General features: G+C 37.7%; 18 protein-coding genes and 1 pseudogene. 1 reads left to right on the forward strand and 18 read right to left on the reverse strand.

The window, feature by feature from the left end:
• Positions 1-159 precede the first annotated feature (159 nt).
• The 4 genes and pseudogenes from J3U54_RS01180 to J3U54_RS01190 all read right to left on the reverse strand — a co-directional run bounded on the left by J3U54_RS01180 (position 160) and on the right by J3U54_RS01190 (position 2313).
• Positions 160-513: a helix-turn-helix domain-containing protein gene (locus tag J3U54_RS01180; protein ID WP_267385043.1), complete on the reverse strand. Its 354-nt coding sequence runs from the start codon at positions 511-513 to the stop codon at positions 160-162.
• A pseudogene (locus tag J3U54_RS01185) lies at positions 505-636 on the reverse strand (arginine deiminase family protein); the annotation flags it as partial. The gene J3U54_RS01180 and the pseudogene J3U54_RS01185, both read right to left, overlap by 9 nt.
• Positions 637-883: 247 nt before the next feature.
• Positions 884-991, reverse strand: coding sequence for an arginine deiminase family protein (locus J3U54_RS09120; protein WP_374106539.1), 108 nt, complete (start codon positions 989-991; stop codon positions 884-886).
• A 473-nt stretch (positions 992-1464) separates the two neighbouring features.
• Positions 1465-2313: a helix-turn-helix domain-containing protein gene (locus J3U54_RS01190; protein WP_103752284.1), complete on the reverse strand. Its 849-nt coding sequence runs from the start codon at positions 2311-2313 to the stop codon at positions 1465-1467.
• 170 nt (positions 2314-2483) lie between these two features.
• On the opposite strand from J3U54_RS01190, the gene J3U54_RS01195 reads away from it, so the two are divergent.
• Positions 2484-3851, forward strand: a complete 1368-nt coding sequence (locus J3U54_RS01195; protein WP_103752283.1) for an HD domain-containing protein — start codon at positions 2484-2486, stop codon at positions 3849-3851.
• Positions 3852-3945: 94 nt separating this feature from the next.
• Here J3U54_RS01195 and J3U54_RS01200 read toward each other — a convergent pair whose 3' ends face one another.
• The 14 genes from J3U54_RS01200 to purR form a co-directional block, all read right to left on the reverse strand.
• Positions 3946-5532 (reverse strand): ATP-binding cassette domain-containing protein, encoded by a 1587-nt coding sequence (locus tag J3U54_RS01200; protein ID WP_267384633.1) that lies wholly within the window; start codon positions 5530-5532, stop codon positions 3946-3948.
• Positions 5522-7123 (reverse strand): ATP-binding cassette domain-containing protein, encoded by a 1602-nt coding sequence (locus tag J3U54_RS01205; RefSeq protein WP_267384634.1) that lies wholly within the window; start codon positions 7121-7123, stop codon positions 5522-5524. Before J3U54_RS01205 ends, J3U54_RS01200 begins: the two co-directional genes overlap by 11 nt.
• A 176-nt stretch (positions 7124-7299) precedes the next feature.
• Positions 7300-8277 (reverse strand): ribose-phosphate diphosphokinase, encoded by a 978-nt coding sequence (locus tag J3U54_RS01210; protein WP_103752280.1) that lies wholly within the window; start codon positions 8275-8277, stop codon positions 7300-7302.
• A 304-nt stretch (positions 8278-8581) separates the two neighbouring features.
• Positions 8582-9481 (reverse strand): N-acetylmuramic acid 6-phosphate etherase, encoded by a 900-nt coding sequence (gene murQ, locus J3U54_RS01215; RefSeq protein ID WP_267384635.1) that lies wholly within the window; start codon positions 9479-9481, stop codon positions 8582-8584.
• A gap of 15 nt (positions 9482-9496) precedes the next feature.
• A complete protein-coding gene (locus J3U54_RS01220; RefSeq protein ID WP_267384636.1) occupies positions 9497-11467 on the reverse strand; it encodes a glucose PTS transporter subunit IIA in 1971 nt (656 codons plus the stop codon).
• A gap of 204 nt (positions 11468-11671) precedes the next feature.
• Positions 11672-12154 (reverse strand): isochorismatase family cysteine hydrolase, encoded by a 483-nt coding sequence (locus J3U54_RS01225; RefSeq protein WP_267384637.1) that lies wholly within the window; start codon positions 12152-12154, stop codon positions 11672-11674.
• Between the two features lie 243 nt (positions 12155-12397).
• Positions 12398-13447: a DUF871 domain-containing protein gene (locus J3U54_RS01230; RefSeq protein WP_267384638.1), complete on the reverse strand. Its 1050-nt coding sequence runs from the start codon at positions 13445-13447 to the stop codon at positions 12398-12400.
• A 142-nt stretch (positions 13448-13589) separates the two neighbouring features.
• Complete coding sequence (locus tag J3U54_RS01235) at positions 13590-14687, reverse strand: DUF871 domain-containing protein (RefSeq protein WP_267384639.1); 1098 nt, start codon at positions 14685-14687, stop codon at positions 13590-13592.
• Between the two features lie 10 nt (positions 14688-14697).
• Positions 14698-16062 carry a PTS sugar transporter subunit IIC gene (locus J3U54_RS01240; RefSeq protein WP_103752274.1) on the reverse strand — a complete coding sequence of 455 codons (1365 nt, stop codon included), beginning with the start codon at positions 16060-16062 and terminating at the stop codon, positions 14698-14700.
• A gap of 287 nt (positions 16063-16349) precedes the next feature.
• Positions 16350-16742 carry a nuclear transport factor 2 family protein gene (locus tag J3U54_RS01245; protein ID WP_103752273.1) on the reverse strand — a complete coding sequence of 131 codons (393 nt, stop codon included), beginning with the start codon at positions 16740-16742 and terminating at the stop codon, positions 16350-16352.
• An 88-nt stretch (positions 16743-16830) separates the two neighbouring features.
• Positions 16831-18381, reverse strand: a complete 1551-nt coding sequence (locus J3U54_RS01250; protein ID WP_103752272.1) for an SLAP domain-containing protein — start codon at positions 18379-18381, stop codon at positions 16831-16833.
• Positions 18382-18563: 182 nt separating this feature from the next.
• Positions 18564-19907 (reverse strand): MFS transporter, encoded by a 1344-nt coding sequence (locus tag J3U54_RS01255; protein WP_267384640.1) that lies wholly within the window; start codon positions 19905-19907, stop codon positions 18564-18566.
• Between the two features lie 96 nt (positions 19908-20003).
• Entirely contained in the window at positions 20004-21389 is a 1386-nt protein-coding gene (gene glmU, locus J3U54_RS01260) for a bifunctional UDP-N-acetylglucosamine diphosphorylase/glucosamine-1-phosphate N-acetyltransferase GlmU (protein WP_103752270.1), read from the reverse strand.
• Positions 21390-21447: 58 nt separating this feature from the next.
• The gene (gene purR / locus J3U54_RS01265; RefSeq protein WP_103752269.1) at positions 21448-22278 is read right to left on the reverse strand and encodes a pur operon repressor; all 831 of its coding nucleotides are present in this window, start codon (positions 22276-22278) and stop codon (positions 21448-21450) included.
• Between the last annotated feature and the right edge of the window lie 108 nt (positions 22279-22386).

Consider the following 22386-nt stretch of genomic DNA (forward strand, 5'->3'; position numbering starts at 1 on the left):
ACAGATCATTAAATTGATAATTATTATTTTAATATTATGAATGCTAAAAGCAAAGTGCTTTTAGCACTTAAAAAGCACATACCCGCTATTCACAGGTATGTGCTTCTTATTTTCTTAAGGAGATTTTTACATAACAAATTGACTTATAGATAGTAATCACTAATCGAGACTAACTGAGATTGTCCGATCTCGCGGCAACATATCATCAGAAAAGCTTTGTAATTCTGTTTCCAAAATGCCGAGATTTTCGGTTTTTTCTTTTAGATAAGCAACTGTCAGAGGTAATAAATCGATTCCTACTTTAGGATTTAACTGAGTAGCCTGTCTGATTTTTTCAAGGCGATACTCAATTGTTTTGGGGTGAACCATCAAAATACGGGCAAGTGAAGACAATGTAGCCTGCTTTTTAGTATACAGCCATAAAGTTAGTTGCGTATCTTCATCTCTAGTAGTGTGATTACGGTTACGCCAAATATCTATTTTGCTAACAAAGCGAGGATGATATTTTATCACAAATTCGGTAAACAATGATTCAGGGCGCCTAGCAGCAAATGTCATGCGGTTAATGGTAATGCCTGAACCAATTGATGCTTTTGGATCACGTGTTAAATATGCATTAGGAAGTGGATCCAGTAGGAACGGATCTTTAGCGTCACTACCTGCTAAGTCATGAAGCGATTCGTGTTTAACATCTAAATCAACTTCATTGCGGCGAACGCCGCTGTAAAGCTTCTACAACATAACTTTAATTTCCAAATCTGTCAGATATTCATGAAAAACATCATGCGTAGTTCCTGAGCCATAGCCATGTTCGTCAAGATACTGTTCCAAGAACTTTTCTTAAATATCGTCATCTTTTGAGAGCACCTCAACTGCAAGGTCATCAATATATAATGTTTCCACACCGTTTTTTTAATGTTTCAGCAAAATAGTCATGCTCTTTCTGAGCGATTTTAAAAAAAAGAATATAGTCAAACAAAAGCCGCTTCATCGTTTTTGGTGTAGTATTTTCAACTTCTGCACCAGTTCTTTTTAATAAAATCGTTTTCAATTTATCGATTTACGAATTAACATTAATTGCCGGATTATCCATAATTGCTTCTCCTTTGTAAAGTAATGTAAAATCATAAAAAACGCTTTCATTAATTTACGATTTAATTATCACAAAAAGCATTTATTGTTTAAATGGTGTTTTAGATAGACTTTTTTATCCAATTGGATAAATACTTAAAAACAGTGTAAAAAAACATCTTCAATCTAAAAGATTGAAGATGCTCTTTGGGGAAGAATGATTGAATAACTATTTTTGCTAAATATTAGTTTATAGTTAAACTAACCAAAAACAACAATTACATCTCTTAACATGTCCATAATATTTCTCCTTTTTTTTACAATTATAATTACATGTCACATTTATGGTAACGTTTTTTTATTCATAAGTAAGTAAATTTTCATATTTGAAATTTAATCTATGACTTGATTAATAGAAATTATTTTTTTTACAATTGTTTCATATCCTGAATCAATCAATGTTTCCCGAATTTTCTTCGCATTTTTAATATCATGATTTATTAAGTCTCTATAATATTGCCCTAAAATTTTAGAAAAAGCTAATTCTACAGTATTAGGTAATCTCATTAAATATTTTAGTGCGTCTTTGCATAAGCTAGCTTTTTTATTTTCTAAACACCAATTAGTATAATTAACCATTAATGCACTTAATGCATACATTATTTTGCGGTCAATTTTATTTGTATCTTGGTACCTCCTCATAATACTTATAACCAAAAAAGATGCTTCTTCAAGACTAAATACTCGAATTGTATTAGCAATTATAGCAATTCGTAAGTACTCATTTTCATCCGAATCTTCTTGAAAAATAATTTTTTTAATTTTCTTTTTTTCTTCATTATTTAATTTTTCAAGCGAATATTTATCGTGAGTATTGGCGATCATTTTTGCTAAAAGAATTTGAGATCTAATAAATGGAGTTCTTGGCTTAATATTCTCGAATTCATTAATAATGCTAACTATTTCATTATCATTATCTTCATTAGCAGCTTTAATAAATTTATTAAATAAAATATTTAATCTTTTCTTATCAGCACTTTCCTTTGAAACACCAGAAAAGAATTCTTGAAAGTTGATATTTTGTTTCTGTAAGATTTCAATTAATTCTTCTGCACCAATGTCATGAAGTCCGCGTTCTACTTTTGAATAAAATGAAACAGAAATTACTCCTGCAGCCATTTCTGTTTGAGTTAAACCAAGGTCATGCCGTAGCTGTTTTAGTTTATTTCCAATGTATCTCATTTAATCAATCCCTTTTATATTGTCATACATATAATTATGAGCATTTAGTTGATATTATTCAAAATTATTTTAAAAATCGATAACAACTATAGACTTTTAAGTTTGCTATAATCAAGATAAGTAGTAGACTTTTCCAATATTAACTGAAATTAAATTTTTGAGGAATTTATATGCCTAAATTTCAAAGCAAAAAATTAGCTAAGGAAGTCGTCTTACGCGACCCCGTTCACGATTACATTCATATCGAGGATCAAGTAATCCTAGACATTTTAAAAACTAAAGAATTTCAACGAATGAGACGGATTAAACAGTTGGGACCATTAGCCTACGTTTTTCCCGGTGCTACTCATACACGTTTTGAGCATAATCTAGGAGTCTACGAATTAACCCGCAAAATTTGCAACATCTTTGCTACCAAGTATCCTTCACGAGTTCCCGGCGACGGGCTATGGGATGATAATAACCGCTTATTAGTCGAGTGCGCGGGATTATTGCATGACATCGGTCATGGACCATATTCCCACACTTTTGAGCATCTATTTGGCACAGACCACGAAAAGATTGGGCAAAAGATTATCACTGACTCTAGTACTGAAATCAATCAGGTATTGCGCAAAGTCGCACCTAATTTTCCCGATCTAGTTGCTAGTGTTATTGCCAAAACTTACCCTAACCCACAAGTCGTTAAAATGATCTCTAGCCAAGCCGATGCTGATCGGATGGATTATTTAAAGCGTGATGCCTATTTCACTGGTGTCACTTACGGCGAATTTGATCTTTCACGAATTTTGCAAGAAATCAGACCGTACAGTGGTGGAATTTGCTTCACAATGGCTGGAATGCACGCAGTTGAAGACTATATTGTCTCGCGTTATCAGATGTATCAGCAAGTCTACTTTCATCGCGTTGGCAGATCAATGGAAGTAATTCTGCAACATCTGCTGGAACGAGCCAAAATGGTTTACCAACAAGGGACGTTGCGGGTGACGCCTAATCTAGCCAACTTTTTAGCCGGAAATTGGACCCTCGAAGATTATCTTAAATTAGACGATGGCGTTATGGAAAGTAACTTTTTAGAATGGACCCAGGCTAGCGACCCAATCTTAGCTGACTTAGCAAGTAGCTACTTATTCAGAAAGCCTCTGGAAAGTGTCTGCATTGATGAAGAAACCAAAAACTTGCTTCCTAAACTGAAAGATTTGATCAAGCAAGCAGGATTTGATCCACTTTATTATACGGACACTAACTCTGCCTTTGATGAACCTTATGATGCATACAAGCCGAGAGGTAAAAACGCCAACAGCCAAATTGAAATTATGCAAAGCGACGGACAATTAATTGAATTGTCGCAATTAAGTCCTTTAGTTCGTGCGCTCAATGGCACACTGCAAGGAGATGAACGCTTCTTTTTCCCTAAAATTATGATGTCAAACAGTGCAGAACCGCAGATTTTTGATCCGCTTTACCAACAATTCCAGCGCTACGTTAAAAACGGTAAGTTACGCTATTTGAGAAGGCCGAAAAACAGTAAAAAATAGACTTGGAAGGAACTATTTCTTAGACCAAAAAAGTTCATTTTCTTAGACTAATTTTTTTATTAGGCCTTAGCTAACTTTGATACTGTGAGCCTACTTATTTACTCAACTTGGTAAGGTGGATCTCACGGTCGAATAACTGTTTCATCTGGGCATTGAAATTGTGGGCAATAAACAACACCGTTGCCGATGTATTGGTCACTTCACGCAAAATTGCCATTGTCGCTTTTTGGTCAATTGCACTTGTGCCCTCATCAATCAGGATAATTTTACTCTGATGCACTAAAGCACGAACCAGTACAATTTTCTGCCTTTGTCCACCAGATATATTTAGCTTATTCAAATCAATTCGTTCATTCAATCCCTGATCAAATTTGGCAATGTCGCTGTTTAAGTGTACTTTTGCCACTAAACTTGGTAGCCGGGCTTGTAACTTTTTATTAAACATTGTCATGTTATCAGCAATGCTGACGGGAAAAAGCACGGGATCTTGTGGAATGTAACCGATTTGACTCATATCAGGGTTAATTATTTTGCCATTTTGATCTTTAAACACTATTTCACCCGTATTCGGCTTAATCTGCTTTAAAATCAACCTAAATAATGTCGTCTTGCCGGAACCGGAATCACCAGTAAATAAGATTTTCTCACCCGGCAGAATAGCAATATCTGGAAAGAACAGATTTTCACCATTAGGAAACTGCAAGCTGAGATTGTGGGTACTAAATCCAGCTGGTGTAGCATTTCCTAGCTCCGGTTGTGGCAGAAGGCGACAAGTTGCCTCAATCTCCGTATTCAATTTCTGTGCGCCCTTTATTTGCCCATACGCATCAACCATCTTGCTAATCGCAAAGTTCATGTAGTACTCACAGTTAGACGCTGCCACAATTACGCCAAAAGCTACTTTCCCATTTAAAAATAAGAAACCGGCAAGAAGAAACAACATCAAAGAAAAGATTACTTCAATTAGACTATTGATACTTGAAAGGCATTGCGTGAAACCAGTTTGCTTCACATTGGCATCTTCTAATTTTTTGGCCGCTTTAGCCGTCACCTGAAATAATTTTTCACCTGCCAAATAACGTCTAATTTCGTCTAATCCGTTAAGCCATTTATTCAAACAATCGAGATATTGCTGGTTGCTAGTCGAAATCTGCATTGTTGCTTTTTGTAACGGTTTAGCAATTAGTTTCGGTACCAACAGCGAAACAAGCGTCATTGCAATAATTGTTATTAGTAAGCTCCAATGAATTGTAATTAATAAAATAAAAACAAGCACTAGTGTGACTAGACCAGAAACAAAGCCAATAAAAGCTTCCAGATAATTTTCGTTATTTTGCACTAAATCATTAGTCAAGCGGTTTTGTACTTGCGCTACCGGATGATCTTGACCATCTAAGTAATAATGGTCTGTAATTTGTTCACGTAAAGCAACATTGTACTGTTGCTCTTGCTTGACAATTAAATAGGAATTTAGGCCCTGAACTAGGTAGTTAAACAAAGCTAAACCAAATTCGATTGCAATAATGCTAAAGCAGGTTCGGGGATCATTATTTTTTAATGCTGTCGTTTCAATAATTAATAGTTGAGTATCAAAAATCATGGAGGCAAATATGAAGACAACGTTAATCATTATCCCAATAAATCTTACCGGATTTATTCTAAAAAATGCTCTAATCGTCATTGTTATTAGCCCCCTTACTGTTGGTAGTTAAATGAATTTGTCTGTCAAACTGCGCGATTAATTCGGGGCTAAAGTTATGTGCAATCATTAAAATCGTTGCGTTTGTCTTGAGCAATTCACTAATAATTTGTTTTGTACCCTGACGATCTATTGCACTAGTAGCCTCATCTAGCAGCAAGAATTTAGTCTCGTGAATTTCTGCGCGTGCTAACACCACTTTCTGTCTTTGCCCGCCAGACAAATTAGGTTGATCTAAGTCAATAACGGTGTTAGTTTGTGCCGGAAACTTAGCTAAATCTGGGGCCAGTTGCACTTTTTGTAAAACTTGTTTTAGTTTACCGTTAAGTTGCTGATTAAACATCGTAATATTATTCGCAATGGTTGTGGGAAAAAGACTAGCATCCTGAGCGATATACCCAACTTGGGCATTTTGCGGTTTAATTAACTGCTCATTAGTCGCTTTGAACATAACTGAGCCTGCACTTGGCTTAATTTGGTTCAATAAAACTTTAAATAAAGTAGACTTGCCCGTTCCCGAGTCACCTGTTAACAAAACTTTTTCTCCTGGTTTAATTTCAAAATCTGGATAAGTTAGTTTTTCACCATTTGCGTACGTAACAACCAAATTATGGCTTTGGACAGCATCAACAATAACTCGCTTATTAGTTATTTTGACTGGTTGAACTAGTGTAGCAACTTGTTCACGCAATTCTACAGTCGATTTTATTTTAGTAATCGCAGTTATAACTTGCCAAAGTCCATTAAAAATTATTGAAACAAAGCCAAGACTTGTTAGCCAATCTCCGATTGTAATCTGCTGCGAGAAATATAAAATAGAACACCAGAAACAAATACCCACTTGACCAACTGAATTGCCAATACCATTAATAATTTGAGCTTCACCACTAATTTTTCCCTGGGTGATATTCGCATCGGCCAAAGCCTGACTTTTTTGCTTAATTGCTTGCTTCAAGGTCTTTTTAGACTGGTAGCGGCGAAGTTCACCCAAGCCGGAAAACCAATTACTAATCGTATTTAAAAATGTTGAATTCGCTTTAGCTACAATCGCGGAAGCTCTGGCCAATCTTTTCTCTAGAATCTTAGGTAACAGCAGAACAATGATCGTAATTAAAATCGTGGCAATTACAATTGACCAGTGCATTGTCAAGATGGCGGTAATAGCTAATATAACTCTTAGAATCGTGCTCCAAATGTCAATCCATGGTTTAGCATAGTTATCGGTTAAAATCTTTAAATTATTGCCTAGTTGGTTCGCCATTTCAGCTACATTGACCGATTTTTGGCCGTAATAATGCTTCATCATGTGCGTTCGAATTTGATGAAGATAATTTTGAATTTGCTGATTAAAAAGATATGTTCCTAGAGGCAATAGAAAAAAGGTAAATAGCCCCATAATAGCAATAATTACGAGCCACATGACCGCACTAGTCCAAGCTTTTTTGGTTAAATTATCGGTTGCAAATTTGATTAAATAATTATTGAGCGTTTCTGCAATCGCATACAAAACATAAGCAAGCAAGATGAACATCCCACGGGGAATATTTGACTTAAACAATTCTTTTATTGACATAGCTTTCTCCTTTATTTCTTATGCTTTTAGTTAAACTTAAGCTTTTTATCATGTAAATAAAGAATGGGTAAGAGGTCAAATAGGCTTATTAAGTGGCTAAATTTTCTACACAAAAAAAGACTCACTTTGTAAGCAAGTCTTTTTCTGTGTGTTATATATTAAATATATATATTAAACTATATATTTTGCTTATTTTCTTGGTATCTAGTATTGAACAATGGACTAAGCGGTTCATTCTTTTGAATACACTTAATCGCATCTCCAATAAGTGGACCGACTGAAACAAGTAAAGTCTTATCCAACTTCTTCTCGGCAGGTTGGTTAATTGAGTCTGTTAATACTAAATTTTTAATCGGAGAATCATTCAGTCTCTTAATTGCTGGGCCAGACAATACAGCGTGAGTGGCACTAGCATAGACTTCAGTTGCACCCGCATCAATTAATGCTTGTGCTGCTAAAGTAATTGTTCCGGCAGTATCAATCATATCATCGATAATGATTGCTCTTTTGCCTTTAACATCACCAATAATATTCATAACTTCAGCGACATTGGCACGTGGGCGACGTTTATCCACAATCGCAATTGACGTACCCAAAAATTCTGCTAACTTTCTAGCACGGGTAACGCCACCATGATCAGGCGATACAACTACAGCATTTTTTTCTAAGTGATTACTTAAGAAATAATCTGCAAGTAGTGGTGCACCCATCAAATTATCCACAGGAATATCGAAGAAACCTTGAATTTGTGGTGCATGCAAGTCAAGTGACAATACTCTAGTTGCGCCAGCTTCTTGTAGCATATCTGCTACTAGCTTGGCGGTAATTGGTTCACGTGGACGTGTTTTACGGTCTTGGCGAGCATAGCCGTAATAAGGAATCACAATATTAATCGTCTGTGCACTTGCACGGCGGACGGCATCAATCATGATTAACAATTCCATCAAATTGTCATTGACTGGAACACTGGTTGACTGAATCAAATATACGTCTTTGCCTCGGACAGATTCGTCAATATTAATTTGAATCTCGCCATCGCTAAAGCGCTGCACACTGGATTCACTTAGTGGAATACCAACGCGATCAGCAATCTTTTGCGCTAACGGCACATTCGAATTAAGGGCAAACAACATCATATTGTCTTTATAAGACATAATTTCCTCCGTATAATATTTGTCTACAACTTATTATTTTACCAAAAGTTGCCGAAAAAAGTTAATAACCATATTTATTATTCAACTTTAACCAGCGACATTCAAGCCCTTAGGGCTAAATATTCAGGAAAAATGGCATTTTTTTCTAGCTTAGCATAGCTTTTTAAACTAAAAACTTAACAACTTAGTCATTTTATCGCTTTATCACTTAACTTAAACACTTCAAGAAAGCATGACATAAATTACGCTAATTAAACCAGAAAAACCTTGAGTCACATTATTAATGCTATCAAGGTTTAATTCATTATTTATTCGCCTGCAAAACCGCGGCAACATTACCGTGTGCTTTTGCCAGCAAATTCCTAGCATCTGCCTTTGACCTACCAGTTTCAATCATAATAATTGCTACAGAAACATCATTTGCACTATTGTGTAAAGCCGTCATTGCTTCACTAGTAGAAACACCGGTTGTTGTGCTAATAATGCGGCATGCACGGTCAATTAGCTTGGCATTAGTCGGCTGAACGCCAATCATGACGTTTTGGTAAACCTTCCCCCGCTTAATCATCACACTGGTGGAAATCATATTTAAAATCATTTTTTGTGCGGTACCAGCCTTCATTCGTGTCGAGCCCGTGATAACTTCTGGACCAACAACGGCTTCAATACCAATTTCTGCATGTGAGCTGATTACGGCATTTGGAACACAAGCAATTGCAATCGTTAACGCACCAACCTCGTTAGCAAAATCAAGGCTGCCAACTACATAAGGCGTTCTGCCACTCGCTGCTAAACCTATCACCGTATCTTTTGCAGATAAATGAAGTCGGCGCAAATCTTGCTGACCGAGCTCAAGGTCATCTTCTGCTCCCTCAACCGCCTGTAGCATTGCCTGTTTACCTCCTGCAATTAAGCCAACTGCCCGCTCTGGCTTAATGCCATAGGTCGGGACTAGCTCAGCTGCATCAAGTACTCCCAGCCGGCCACTAGTGCCTGCACCAACATAAATTAGGCGGCCGCCTTGCTGATACCGTTTAGCTGCGGCGTCAATTGCTCGCGCAATTTGTTGATCCTGCTGGCCAACAGCTGCAGCAACTTTTTGATCTTCATGATTGATTGTACGAACCATCTCAAGCGTTGACATCGAATCGATGTTCATCGTGTTGGGATTGCGTTCTTCGGTAATTAAATCTTTAATGTTCATTAATTCTTCTCATTTTTATTTGGTTTTAACTGTTATAGCATCTTGGTTAATTTCTACTTGACCAGCAGCAAGCGGCGTAATTTGAGCAACATCTTCCATATTAGTAATGATTGTCATTACATCTGTTGGCTTACCTGCAGCTTTAAGAGCAGCAAGATCAACTTTTGCAATAATGTCTCCGCGTTTAACGTGTTGACCGCTGGCAACCTCAATTGAAAATGGTGCACCCTTTAATTCAACCGTGTCTATGCCAAAATGTAGCACTAATTCTAATGGGCCGGTTGCTGACTCCATCGTAATTGCATGCTTGGTATCCATAATTGTTAATATCCGACCATCAACAGGCGCAATAATGGTGCCCTCATTAGGAATAACAGCGAAGCCGTCTCCAAGCATTTTTTTAGAAAAAACATCATCTGGAACTGCCGTTAGGCTCTCAATCTGACCGCTTACGGGACTGGCCAATGTAATTTCTGTTGCAGTCGCAGACTCTGCTGGCTCTGCAGTACCAGCTACTAATGAGCCATCTTCATTTTTAGCTACCATTGCACTCTTGGGAACACCCCAAAGGTAGGTAAGAACAAAACCGCCAAGATAAGCTGCTAATAAGCCAAAACAGTAGATCAACGCCTTGTTATTAGCAATCAACGGAATTAACGCAATGCCTGAGGTACCAATAGCAATTGATCCGACATTACCAAAGGCTCCCAGAACGGCACCACCAATTCCGCCGCCAAGGCAAGCAGTTATAAATGGCCGACCGAGTGGTAGCGAAACACCGTAAATAAGCGGTTCGCCAACACCCAAAATGCCGACTGGCAAGGCACCCTTAATTAGTTTAGTGAGTTCTTTATTTTTCCGGCATTTGACCCACAATGCAATCGCCGTACCAACTTGGCCAGCTCCAGCCATTGCTAAAATTGGCAAAAGCGGTGTATAGCCCATTTTTTGAATCATTTGCAAGTGAATTGGCGTCAGAATCTGGTGTAACCCAAACAGAACCATTGGTAAAAAGGCGGTACCTAAGATAAAACCAGCAACTGGGCCACCAACATGCAAGATCCAATTTATGCCACCTACTAGTGAATTTGATACCCAACCTGCAAACGGCATAATTAGAAAAATGGTGACTAATCCCATAATTAATAAAGTTAAAAATGGTGTAAAAATTAAATCTAGTGATTCTCCCATGTGATCATGGAAAAAATTTTCAACATAGGACATGAGCCAGACGCTAAGTAAGACGCCAATGATCCCGCCTTGACCCGCTGCAAGAGGCAACTTGTCAAAAATATTGGGAATGGTCATTGGTGCAACTACTCCGGGCAAATAAACAATCCCGCCAATAATTCCACCTAGTCCAGGAGTGGCACCAAATTCTTTGGCTGCATTAATACCGACGTAAATATTCAGGTAAATAAAAAGCCCATTGGCAATAACGCCTAGAACAGTAACCCCTAGGTTCCAACTAAGCGGAAGCATCTTGGCTGTCATCATATTACGTAAGATTCCAGCTACACCAGAAATCAGTCCCGCACCAACAAATGCTGGAATTAGTGGAACAAAAATAGCTGAAATATGCTCCAATGCACTGCGCCACCAAGTATTTTTTAAACTAGCCTTTTGGGCGGTGTGAACGCTAGCAGCCTTTTGCATAACCGCTGTTTTATTTTCGTCATATGAACTAGTCGAGTTTTGCTCAAGATTCTCCGGAAAAGGATCATTTTCTTGAACACCAGCAGCCTTAACCATCGACTGTGCTACCTTGGTATTAACACCTGGACCAACAACTATCTCTAGTGTCTCCCCAGCAACAACGCCGATAACTCCAGGCACTTGCTTAAGCTTTTCAAGATCGACTCGATCTGGATCTTTAAGTGCTATTCTGATTCTAGTCATACAATGGTAAAGCGATTTAACGTTAGCGATTCCGCCAATCTGCTCGTAAATCTGCCTACCCATTTCATCATATTTGTCTGAGCTCATTTTTCCCCTCCTATTTAAAATACAAGCTAAGTATATTATTAAATAGACCAATTTTCAATTGTTACCGTTCAATCAATTGATGTTGACTTTTATTTCTTTTAATTTTAGGGCTATACCAATATATCAAAATTACTTATATTATTGCCATAACGTAAAAAACTGCAGCTAACGCACTTAAACGTTCCTGCAGTTTTATTAACTTTACTATTTAACTAATAAAAATTCGTCAGTCGTCAGCCGATGTGCACCAAGCTTAGTTAACAAGTGGTTATAATGCTCACGGATTGGCTTTACAACTGAATCGTGGTTATATGAAATTAGCGTGATCGAGTACTTTTTGTCCAATGCACTCTGAACAGTTGCCTTCAAACAAGTTTGACTCATTAATCCAACCACAAAGATATTCTTTGGTCTCATTTCGTGAATTCGCTGAACAAGGTTTGATTGAGTAAAGGCACTCGCAAATTTTTTAGTATAAACAGGGGCTGAATCTGCTACTTCCAATTGAGGAGACAAGCTACCATGATTTTCCTGTTTAATGTAAAAAATAGGTTCATTACTTTTTTCAAAGGTTTTAATAATACGATTAATTTGATTAATCCTTCTTGTTTGTCCGGCTTTTCCTCCCCAGAATGGCTTTGATTGCTCTTGAACATCAACAACTAACAATAAATTATCGGCTGACATAGTTAACCTCTCGCTTGATGAAAAATAAATAAGATCTAAAACTTTTGTGTATACTATATATGCATACACAAACTTAAAGTTCATCGATTCAGCAACTTTTCTCTGAATCTGTTTTCATTATAACGCGATAACGCCAGCTTTCAATATAATCATTATTACAATTAAGAAAAATTGTAATAAATTGGTAATAATTGCTCTATGACAGCCTTTTGAACGAATTATAATTTCTATTTTTTTAGAATTTTATTTTGCAGTCGTAAAAATCAGCTCTTGTCCTGCTTCAACTTGGTCAAGTAAAGCCAAATCAGCCGAAACGACATTAGCAATCACATTAACGCGCTCATCAGCTGGCAGGTCACACTTGGTTATTTGCAATTCACCTTGATAGCGTAAGTAACGTTCATTATCACATGTCAGACTTCCCTTAGGACGCGTTTTAGGACTTACTTGCGCGTTCACGTCAAATAACTGCCTTTTTCTACCTTCCACTAAGCGCACAACATCGCGGGCAGCATCAGGACGATTATGCCATTCATTCGTCAATAATTCAGGCACTTCCCGATCCAAGTGCAAAGTGAGGGCATTTTTCTTTGTATAATTAGTGAAACTAGCAATTGTGGTCGCCTTTAAAGCGGCATCCCCAATAAACACATGATCACAGCCTAAATTTTGCAATTCCAGCGTTGCTGCCAATGGATTTTCATTGCGGTGCTTTTCTAAAGTTGGCAAACCTGCATGAATAGGTCCGCGCCGACAACTATCCCCGGCAACAAAAGCAACGGTCTTCAGATTTGCTTGGTGCAACCATTCATTCTTTTCTTTAAGCCATGAGCTAGCAAGCCCAGTCTCAGGTCGTGGATAAAAATTGTGCCATGCCTGCAAATGATCAAAATTAGCACCGTGAACGCGCAAAGCAGCTAGTTCATCTTCGCTTATTGTACTTGCATTCAAGGCAATCGGCATTTCTTTTGATAGCCTTGCGATTGTATTAACATTCACACCAGCGTCGATGCGCAATCCCGATAAATTCAGCTGACTAAGCTGTGCCACGTCGTTAATTGCTACTCCTAATCGTTCTAAGCCTTCTCGCGAAACATCGGCAATAATTGCTGTTTCCAAGTTCTGACACCATTTAGTCAGTTCATGCAGACGTTTTAAAACTTGCGCGGGATCATCTTCCGGAATATTTAAGGATGTAAAAACTGTGGTTAAGCCAGCATTGCGCATTGCAAGTAGATAATTATAGTCTTCAGCCGTTAAATCATGATTAAGATATATTGAAAAGCCCAACATGTCTTTTTGCTCTCCCATTTCTATTATTAAAGTGAAAACACTTACAAATAATATTATACTATTTTAGTTCACTAATTGATTATAAAACAAAAAGTCGTGATTTTTTTCACGACTCTTCATTTATCCATATTTAATTTGTATATTAGTTCTCTTGAAGGTTAAAAGTACTCCAAGGTTCTACCAAATCGAGCAGGTCTAAATCATCTGCTCTTAGGTGTCCGACTAAGTTTCGTCTACCATCATTTTCAAATGGGGTTAAGACAATTTGTAATTCACCTTTATAACGTGGGTATTGCTCGTTAACAACAACGATGTCCCCACATTCAAAAGTAGTCTTTTGATTGTTATGGACAGGAATATCTTCCTTGGCATAAACAACACGTGGTTTAGTATCTCGCAATAAAAATTCCGATGCATCTCCGCGGTACAAGTGCGGTTCTTTCAAGCAAATTGTGCGTTCAATTGGCAAAACATCGCTTTCAAATTCTATTCCTAAAACTGGAAATGGACTATTAAAAGCCTTGGAAGCTGCTGCCAATTCTTCTTCACTAGCAAAAGCATTACCGATAATAATATCGTCAATCATTTTACTTAAGCGTAAATGTGTAACTTGACTAGCAATATTGCGCAAACGGTCACTTTCCATTGTTGGCAAGCCTTCATGAACAGGCCATGGACCAAACTTAGCATTTTTAGAAGAAATGAACGCAGCGGTATGCAACCCGTATTCACGGTACTTAAACGAATAATCCATAAAAATATCTTCGCTCAGTCCCGTATATTCCTGAGGATAGAAGTTGTGACAACCAATTAGGTTATCAAGCTCTGGGTCATAGGACATAATACTGTCAAGGTAATTTGTACCACGACTCATATTTAGTTCAATTTTCAGACCATATGGATTATGCGTCATTGCCGCTTCTTCCATTCCGCTGAAGCCCTCATCTAACCGAAGACCCCAGACGCCTAAATCATGGAAGAAAACCAAGTTGTTGTAATCAATCTTTAATTCCTTAAATAATCCTGGGTTGATATCAACTACGGTCGTAAAGCCTAACTTATTAGCATAAGCAATATCTTGCTTTAATTTAGCAAGCAGGTCTTCGCCATCAGCACTCTTTAACTGCAGAAGTGAGGTGAAAATTCTGCGATAACCATATTTGTAAGCTAAATCCATATATTTCTTATCCTGTTCAAATGTGCTCTGCTCAGGATAAAGTGATATACCTAACTGTTTCATATTTTACTCCTTAGGCTTTATTAACTTTACTTGGATCGACATTGTTTGAAGCAATGACGAATGGGACGTAGATTAAGAAGCCAACTACCATATTAATCAATTGTAGAATAGCTGCACGCCAATCCATAGTACCAAGAATAGAGTTCAAAAATGGTGGCATTGCCCAAGTTATCTGAGTATATACTCTATTTACTAAGCCAAGGCTCAAAGCACCATAAGCAATTGAAGCCATAACTAATGGAGCAATGACAAATGGAATAATATATATTGGATTTAAAACAATTGGCATACCAAACATCACAGGTTCATTAATGTTAAAAATGCCAGGAACAAGTGAAACTTTAGCAACAGCTCGCTCATCTTCACGCTTAGAAAAAGCTAAAACAGCTAAAATAAGAAGCAATGTTGAACCAGCACCACCGATCCAAACATATAAATCAAAATCTGTTCTAGTCCACATATAAGGCAATGGTTTCTGCATTTTATATGCACTTTGATTAGCAAGCAATGCAGTCGTCCAAATACTTTCTGTGATTGGTGCCATTACATTCGTACCATGAATACCAAAGAACCAGAACAATTGAACTAAGAACGTAATCAGTATGACTGATCCATATCCCTGTCCCATTTTCATCAGCGGCTCTTGAATTGTTTTGGCAATAAAGTCAATAACAGTCGTGTTATTTAAAGTAAACAAATAGTAAATAATACCAACAACATATAAACCTGCAGTTGCAGGAATAATCCCTGTGAAGGCATTTGAAACTGCAGGTGGGACACTTTCTGGCATCTTAATGGTGATGTGTTTCTTTACTAACCAAATATAAATTGAAACTGAAATAGCTCCCATAATCATAACGGTAAAGAAGCCATATGAACCAAAGTACTTGCCAAAATTGAAATAACCCCAAGCGCTAACATTTTTACCAGCAACAGCTGCACCAGCATCAGTTAAACTCTTGATATCAATTTTTGACAAAGCATTCTTTAAGTCTAAAGAAAAACTTTGAGGCAATCCCATGATAAAGGTACCTAAGGTGACTAACCCACCGGCAATTGGTTCTACATCATATTGCCGGCACATTTGATATCCAAATGTAAATGCAAACAATACACCTAAAATAGCAGTTGTTCCTGTCCAAACTACTGCATTAATATTAATCAACCATTGCATTGAGTTGACTATACCAGTCCAACCTAAGTTTGTAGGTACATCTCTGAAGATGGCATTAAGCACATTTGCAACAGCACCAGCCATAATCAGTGGCATAAGTGAAATAAACGCGTCACGCAAAGCTACAAGCCAGCGAATTGACCCAATCTTGGCTGCGACTGGGACGACATGCTTATTTAACCAATTTATTAAAGCATTCATAATAATTCTCCTTACTATATTTCTACTCCAACTGAATTATAACACATAATTTGGAAACGCTTTAGTATTTTGGAGCAGAAATCCGCGTGGCTGTAGCGCTGGCGGCATTGGTATACACCAAAGTAAGCTCTTAATCACGGTGTATTTATTGATTATCATTAATAATGGTATATACCAAAAAAATTAAAAAAACACCATAAATTAAATTACAAAGAAAGTTTTTCAACGTTTGTATAGCAAAAAACATCCCTTTTCCATAATCGAATTTATTTTAGGGATGCTTAATCTTATTTATTTTGATAAGGTCGATAAGTTTTGTGTTCAGTTGAATATTCCACTACCCTTTTGATCTTTAGTCCAGAAAAATCGATCAGGGACACACCATCAAAACAGTATTCCTTTTCCTCTCTTGCTTGGAAAAACCACGTAACAACAAATTGACCCGAGGTGGTTTGTTCGATCTTAAAAATTGTCCACTTTAAGACCGTCTGTTTCTGGGCCGCCACTTTAATATATGCTTTAAGTTCAGCTAGACCTTGGTAAGTAGCTCCGTAACACTCACGGTAGAACATGTCTTGTTCAAACCATTGATCAAGCTTGGAAAAATCTTTCTTAACCCAGGAATCAAAATAATCTCTGATAATTTGCTCCTTTGCATTCACAATCTGCTCTTTAGTCATAGTGCATATCCTTTTTTATTTACTACTGCAATTTACCTTAGAAAAAAAGGCGGCACCTATTCGGCGTCGCCTTCTATTTTTTACGTGACTACTTGTTAGTAGTTGCGTAATCAGAAATGTTCAAAACTTGTTGGAAACCATTTGCACTAGTAATTGTTAAAACTGTGTTGTTGTTACTAAACTGAATAGCACTCTTGTCTACCCCATTAACAGTTGCAATTAATTGCACAATTTGGTCAGCTTCAGTACTAGTTAAGTTCTTTAAATCAGCAACTACAACTTTTTTACCGTTAAGAGCTGCTTTTGCAGTATTAATTTTACTTACTGCATCATTAACTTGTGCAATAGTTGAACCAGCTGAATTAATTTGGTTACCAGTGGTAATTGCAGCATCGTAAGCATCGCGAAGTGACTTAGCTGAAAGCTTGTAAGCGTCACTTGCCTTAACCGTTGCATCTTGGTTTAAAAGATCTTGCAAAGCCTTTTTATCGGAGGCAGCAGCATTTACAGTGGCGTTTTTAGCTGATTCCGGTGTATTAACTGGAGTCAGTTTTTGACCACTGATTGTGCTGACATCGTCTTCTTTAATGAAGCCATTCTTATCGCTTTGCAGCTTGTAGAATAAGACAGCCTTATTTTCGGCTTCAACCCAAATATAACGTAGTTCGCTTACCCGAGCAGTGTGACCCTTAGCAAACGTCTTGGTAGTTTGAAGAACACCTTTATCGTTGTAAACATTAGCATCACGAGCAAGAGTTACAAGAGTAGAGTTAGGATCTTGTTCTGGCTTAGAATTTGCTGGTTTTAATTGCTTACCGGTAATTACACCTACATTATTCTTCTTAACCCATTGATCAGTACCAGGATAATTGCTGTCGCTAATCCGGTAGTATAATTTACTTCCGATGTATTGTAACTTATCAACTTGAATTTGTTGACCAGTTCTAAGCAATTTCTTAGTTGAATGGCCTTCACCATCATAGATGTAGGCATTGTGGCTCAAAGTAATAACAGTTGGGTCATTTTGATTGTCACTTGGTGTGTTATCAGTATCAGCAGGCTTTAACTTACCAGAAAGCTTGCCAACATTAGCTGCCTTGATAAATTGATTATCTTGACCACTAATTCTGTAGTACAGCTTTTTGCCAATATGAATTGATTGGTCAAAGCTTACGGTTTGACCCTTCTTGATCTTCTTTTTATTGGTCTTACCCTTAGCATCATAGATATAAGCATTGTGCTTAATCTTGCCTGTTACAGCTGTATTTGCTGCTGGAGTTGTTTTACCAACTTTCTTGCCGTCAACATAGCCAACGTTAGCAGCTTTTACAAAAGCACCATTACCAATGTCATAGTAGTCCTTGCCAGAAATTGTAACCTTTGAACGGTAATTCAAGGTAATGCCCTTAACAATCTTAGTATTCTTGGCACTGCCCATGTAAGTCTTCAGGCGCTTTCCATCCTTGTCATAAACATATGCATTACGACTTAACTTAATTGTGCCTTTTTTCGAAGTTTTCTTCTTAGCCGTTGCCTTTTTGGCAGCTTGTACAGTTACAGCTTGACTAGTACTTATTACTGGACTAACACCAATCAGTGCAGCAGTCGATACCATCATTAACTTATGACTTAGTTTCATCTATTTATCTACCTCGTTTTAAAAAACAATCTCAATACAGTAATTGTATACTAAAAAAGAGATTTTATAAATCAAGTTGGTAATAACTTAACTTTTCTTAATACTCTTAATTAAATACTAAAAACAAAAGTTATTGCGCCAATTTTTGTAATAATTATACTTTACTTTGCTAAAAGAACAAACTATTCAGCAGCTTTTTTACGCATTTGCCGCTCACTAATTGCAGTATAAAGCAAAAACAGGACTGCTACTATTGATGCACCGTAAAGCACGGTATTGCTGGCAATCCAGCCAAAATGATCAACTAAAATACCAATTAATGCTGTCGCCAATGTCTCGCCAAAAATGTACTGGAAAAAGCCCATGAATCCCGTCGAAGCACCAACGGCAAACTTTGGCACAACTTCATTGATCATTAAGCCAACAAGCGTCAGCGGGGCATAAATCAAGTTACCCATAATAATTAGGGCAATGATAATTACAGTGTGATTGTTACTGAAGAAGTAGCAGGTTAAACAAAGCAGCATTCCAATTACACAGACAATTGAAACTGTGGCCCGCCGACCCTTTAAGGCATCAGAAATTGCACCAATGATAATCACGCCAGGCACAGAAGCCAATTCAAAAATACCAATTACCCATTTGGCTGCTGCTGGATCAAAGCCCTTATTTTGAACTAAATAAGAAGGAATCCAGCTTTGAATACCATAGCGTACAAGGTATAAAGACATTGATGTTAAGGTTACCGCCCAAACAAGCTTATTTTTCAGAATGTATTTAATAAAAATTTGCGTGATGCTTAAATCTGTTTGATCGGAGGTAGAAACTTGGCCATTATCAAGGATGACTTTGTCACCGGTATAAGTTGAAATATCTGGCAAACCCACTACCTTTGGCCGATCAGCTCCTAATAGCAAGATCAAGATGCAAATTATGAATGAAATAACCGAGGCGGTGTAGAAAACTGCGGGAATCGAGCCAGAAAAAAGAAAGACCGCCAGTTGTACTATGGCAACGCAGATAAATGAACCGGCATTGTGGGCAGAAGACCAGATCGAATACATTGTGCCCCGCATTCTTGGTCCCCACCAAAGCTGAATCATTTTTTGACAAGCCGCTGCGCCCATTCCTTGGGTTACGGCCATTAAAAACATTAAGAGCATCATTAAATATAAGTTTTTGGTTGAGCCCAAGAAAATATTTAATACTGCCGACAAAAACAGGCCTGCCATCAGGTAGCGGTTGGAATCGCATTTATCAGCAAAAACGCCCATGAATAACTTAGCCACACCGTAGCCAATGCCAAAGCAGGATAAAATCAAGCCAATGTTAGCCGTGGAAAAATGATAGGCCTTCATAATATCATTTTGCTCGGTTGTAAATACTAAACGAATAATGTAATAACCAATGTAGCCAATACAAGTTGCGAGCAGCACGCCAAATTGCCGCCACTTATACGTACTTGCAACCTTTTCAGGTGGCACAATTTTCTGTGAGTCAGGTTGTTTTAAGATCCATTTAAACATTTTTTCACTCCCTTTTTATTCATGATAGCACTTTCTTAGAAATTTTAAAAAACTAAAAAAGCTTTAGCAATTTTGCTAAAGCTTTAACTATTATAGTTATTTCCAATTTGGATCATCGGCCAACGGTAATTTGTGCCAATAATCTGCTTTGTTAACTTGACGACCGCGAGCAATCGCCATGTCATACTTGTTAACATCCTTAGTAATCGTTGAATCCGCAGCTACAAAAGCGTGATCAGCAATATTTACTGGTGCAATCAAAGTTGAGCCTGAGCCGATAAATGCTCGGTCACCAACATTAATATGGTCCTTTTTAACACCATCGTAATTGGCAAAAATCGTACCGCAGCCAACATTAATGTCTTTACCTAAAGTTGCGTCGCCAACATATGTTAAATGACCGACCTTCGAGTTTTCACCAATTTCAGCATTTTTAATTTCCACAAAGTTGCCAATGTGTGCTCCCTTGCAAATAAGTGAATTTGGTCGTAAATGAGAATTTGGTCCGATATCAGTATGAGCAGCCATTTCCGAATTCTCAATCGTTGATGAAGTTACAGTAACATGATCGCCAATCTTAGAATCAATGATTCTTGAACCAGAAGTAATTAGACAGTCACTGCCAATTTCTGAATTGCCCTTGATAACCACATTACCTTCAATGACAGTATCACAAGCGATTTTAACATCTGCATCAATATAAGCAGTATCCGGATCAATAAACGTTACACCGTTTTCCATGTGCATTTGATTAATCCGCTTTTGCATAATTTTAGTAGCTTGAGCCAGCGCAATCCGATCGTTGACACCAATACTTTCACTAAAGTCACGCATTCTGTATGCACCAATTCTTTGGCCGGCATTACGCAAGATTTCCAAGACATCAGTCAGGTAGTATTCACCCTGAGCATTCTGATTATTGACATGCTTTAATGCATCAAAAAGTAGTTTATTGTCAAAGCAAAAAACGCCAGTGTTAATCTCCTTGATTTTTAAATCTTCGGGGCTACCATCTTTTTGCTCAACAATTCGCAGCACGTTATCTTGGTCATCACGGATAATTCGTCCATAGCCATAAGGATCAGGAGCCTGAGCTGTTAAAACTGTAGCTGCATTACCCTTGTTCTGATGGTAATCAAATAATTTTTGGAAGGTTTCACTGGTAAAAAGCGGGGTATCTCCCGTAATTACCAGAGTAGCACCATCTTTATCAGCCAGTTCTTTTTCGGCAGTTAAAACGGCGTCACCAGTACCCAACTGCTTTTTCTGTAAGGCGAATTCGGATTTGCCAGCAAGCACTTTTTCAACTTCCTGAGCACCATTACCAACGACCGTCACAATTTTGTCAGGCTTAATCGCTTGGGCTGCTTGAACAACGTGTTCAACCATTGATTTACCACATACTTGGTGCAAGACTTTGTAAAGGCGGGACTTCATCCTTGTACCTTTACCAGCTGCAAGAACAACTACAAACTTTTTCATTACTTTTAGCCTCTTTTATTCTCAGATTAATTCTTTATTTTTTAGTATAACATTTATCCTAAAAGCGGTTAAAGTCCGTATGTGCTATAAGCGTGCCCGGTTCGGCCAGGATTACTTTCTTTTTACCGTCAACTCGCTTTATTTTAACTAAAGAAAGATGTCCCTCTATTAGTTTTTCATCTTCAAAATCGGCTTCACATAGTACACAAACACCAGCAATATTACTGTTAAATTCTCTAACTAGTTGCTGCATTCCAGTTAGCGTACCACCAGCCATCATAAAGTCATCGACTAATAAAACATTTGAGTTTTCTTTCAAAACCCTTGTTGGCAACTCCATTTTAGACACGCGATCAAGAGAAGAAGAAATATAATTAACCGAAACGGTGGCTCCTTCTGTCACCTTCGAGCGTTTACGCGCGATAATAAACGGAACGTTCAAATAACGAGCGACAGCCTGAGCAAGTGAAATCCCTTTAGTTTCAATTGTCATCACCACATCTATATCGGCATAAGCGTAACGCGTTGCAATCAGCTTGCCAATTTTTTCAAGGTCTTGGGGATTGCCCAGAATATCAGAAAGATAAACAAAGCCTCCAGCTAAAATACGTTCTGGATCCTCAATTCGCGTTGCCAAATCCTGCAGGTAATGTTGCGCATGCTTTTTACCCCAAAATGGAACATAGCGGACACCACCAGCAGCACCTGCTACAGTTTCTAAGATTCCATCCTGGTTATCAGCTAAAGTATGCTTTAAAATTGCCAAGTCTTCAGAAATGGATGATTTAGCGGCACCATAACGTTTGGCAAAAAACGGTAATGGAATTAAGTCGTGTGGTCGCTCCATTAAATATTTAGTCATGTCAACTAATCGCTCTGAACGTTTCATAAAATCTCCTCCCCAATGTTTGTTTTTTACATGTTTCTACTATACACTGAACCACAAAAAAAGACACTAACATTTTTCAATGTTAATGCCAAAAAATTATTTTTTCAT

It is taken from the genome of Lactobacillus sp. B4007, assembly GCF_026535895.1.
Lineage (GTDB): Bacteria > Bacillota > Bacilli > Lactobacillales > Lactobacillaceae > Lactobacillus > Lactobacillus panisapium.

Excerpts from the sequence above, each read along its gene's own strand:
- J3U54_RS01250 (WP_103752272.1), bottom strand. The coding sequence starts at position 18,381 with ATGAAACTAAGTCATAAGTTAATGATGGTATCGACTGCTGCACTGATT.
- J3U54_RS09120 (WP_374106539.1), bottom strand. The coding sequence starts at position 991 with ATGAAGCGGCTTTTGTTTGACTATATTCTTTTTTTTAAAATCGCTCAG.
- J3U54_RS01200 (WP_267384633.1), bottom strand. The coding sequence starts at position 5,532 with ATGACGATTAGAGCATTTTTTAGAATAAATCCGGTAAGATTTATTGGG.
- murQ (WP_267384635.1), bottom strand. The coding sequence starts at position 9,481 with ATGAACATTAAAGATTTAATTACCGAAGAACGCAATCCCAACACGATG.
- J3U54_RS01245 (WP_103752273.1), bottom strand. The coding sequence starts at position 16,742 with ATGACTAAAGAGCAGATTGTGAATGCAAAGGAGCAAATTATCAGAGAT.
- J3U54_RS01205 (WP_267384634.1), bottom strand. The coding sequence starts at position 7,123 with ATGTCAATAAAAGAATTGTTTAAGTCAAATATTCCCCGTGGGATGTTC.
- J3U54_RS01255 (WP_267384640.1), bottom strand. The coding sequence starts at position 19,907 with ATGTTTAAATGGATCTTAAAACAACCTGACTCACAGAAAATTGTGCCA.
- purR (WP_103752269.1), bottom strand. The coding sequence starts at position 22,278 with ATGAAACGTTCAGAGCGATTAGTTGACATGACTAAATATTTAATGGAG.
- J3U54_RS01225 (WP_267384637.1), bottom strand. The coding sequence starts at position 12,154 with ATGTCAGCCGATAATTTATTGTTAGTTGTTGATGTTCAAGAGCAATCA.
- glmU (WP_103752270.1), bottom strand. The coding sequence starts at position 21,389 with ATGAAAAAGTTTGTAGTTGTTCTTGCAGCTGGTAAAGGTACAAGGATG.
- J3U54_RS01210 (WP_103752280.1), bottom strand. The coding sequence starts at position 8,277 with ATGTCTTATAAAGACAATATGATGTTGTTTGCCCTTAATTCGAATGTG.
- J3U54_RS01230 (WP_267384638.1), bottom strand. The coding sequence starts at position 13,447 with ATGTTGGGCTTTTCAATATATCTTAATCATGATTTAACGGCTGAAGAC.
- J3U54_RS01190 (WP_103752284.1), bottom strand. The coding sequence starts at position 2,313 with ATGAGATACATTGGAAATAAACTAAAACAGCTACGGCATGACCTTGGT.
- J3U54_RS01195 (WP_103752283.1), top strand. The coding sequence starts at position 2,484 with ATGCCTAAATTTCAAAGCAAAAAATTAGCTAAGGAAGTCGTCTTACGC.
- J3U54_RS01240 (WP_103752274.1), bottom strand. The coding sequence starts at position 16,062 with ATGAATGCTTTAATAAATTGGTTAAATAAGCATGTCGTCCCAGTCGCA.
- J3U54_RS01220 (WP_267384636.1), bottom strand. The coding sequence starts at position 11,467 with ATGAGCTCAGACAAATATGATGAAATGGGTAGGCAGATTTACGAGCAG.
- J3U54_RS01235 (WP_267384639.1), bottom strand. The coding sequence starts at position 14,687 with ATGAAACAGTTAGGTATATCACTTTATCCTGAGCAGAGCACATTTGAA.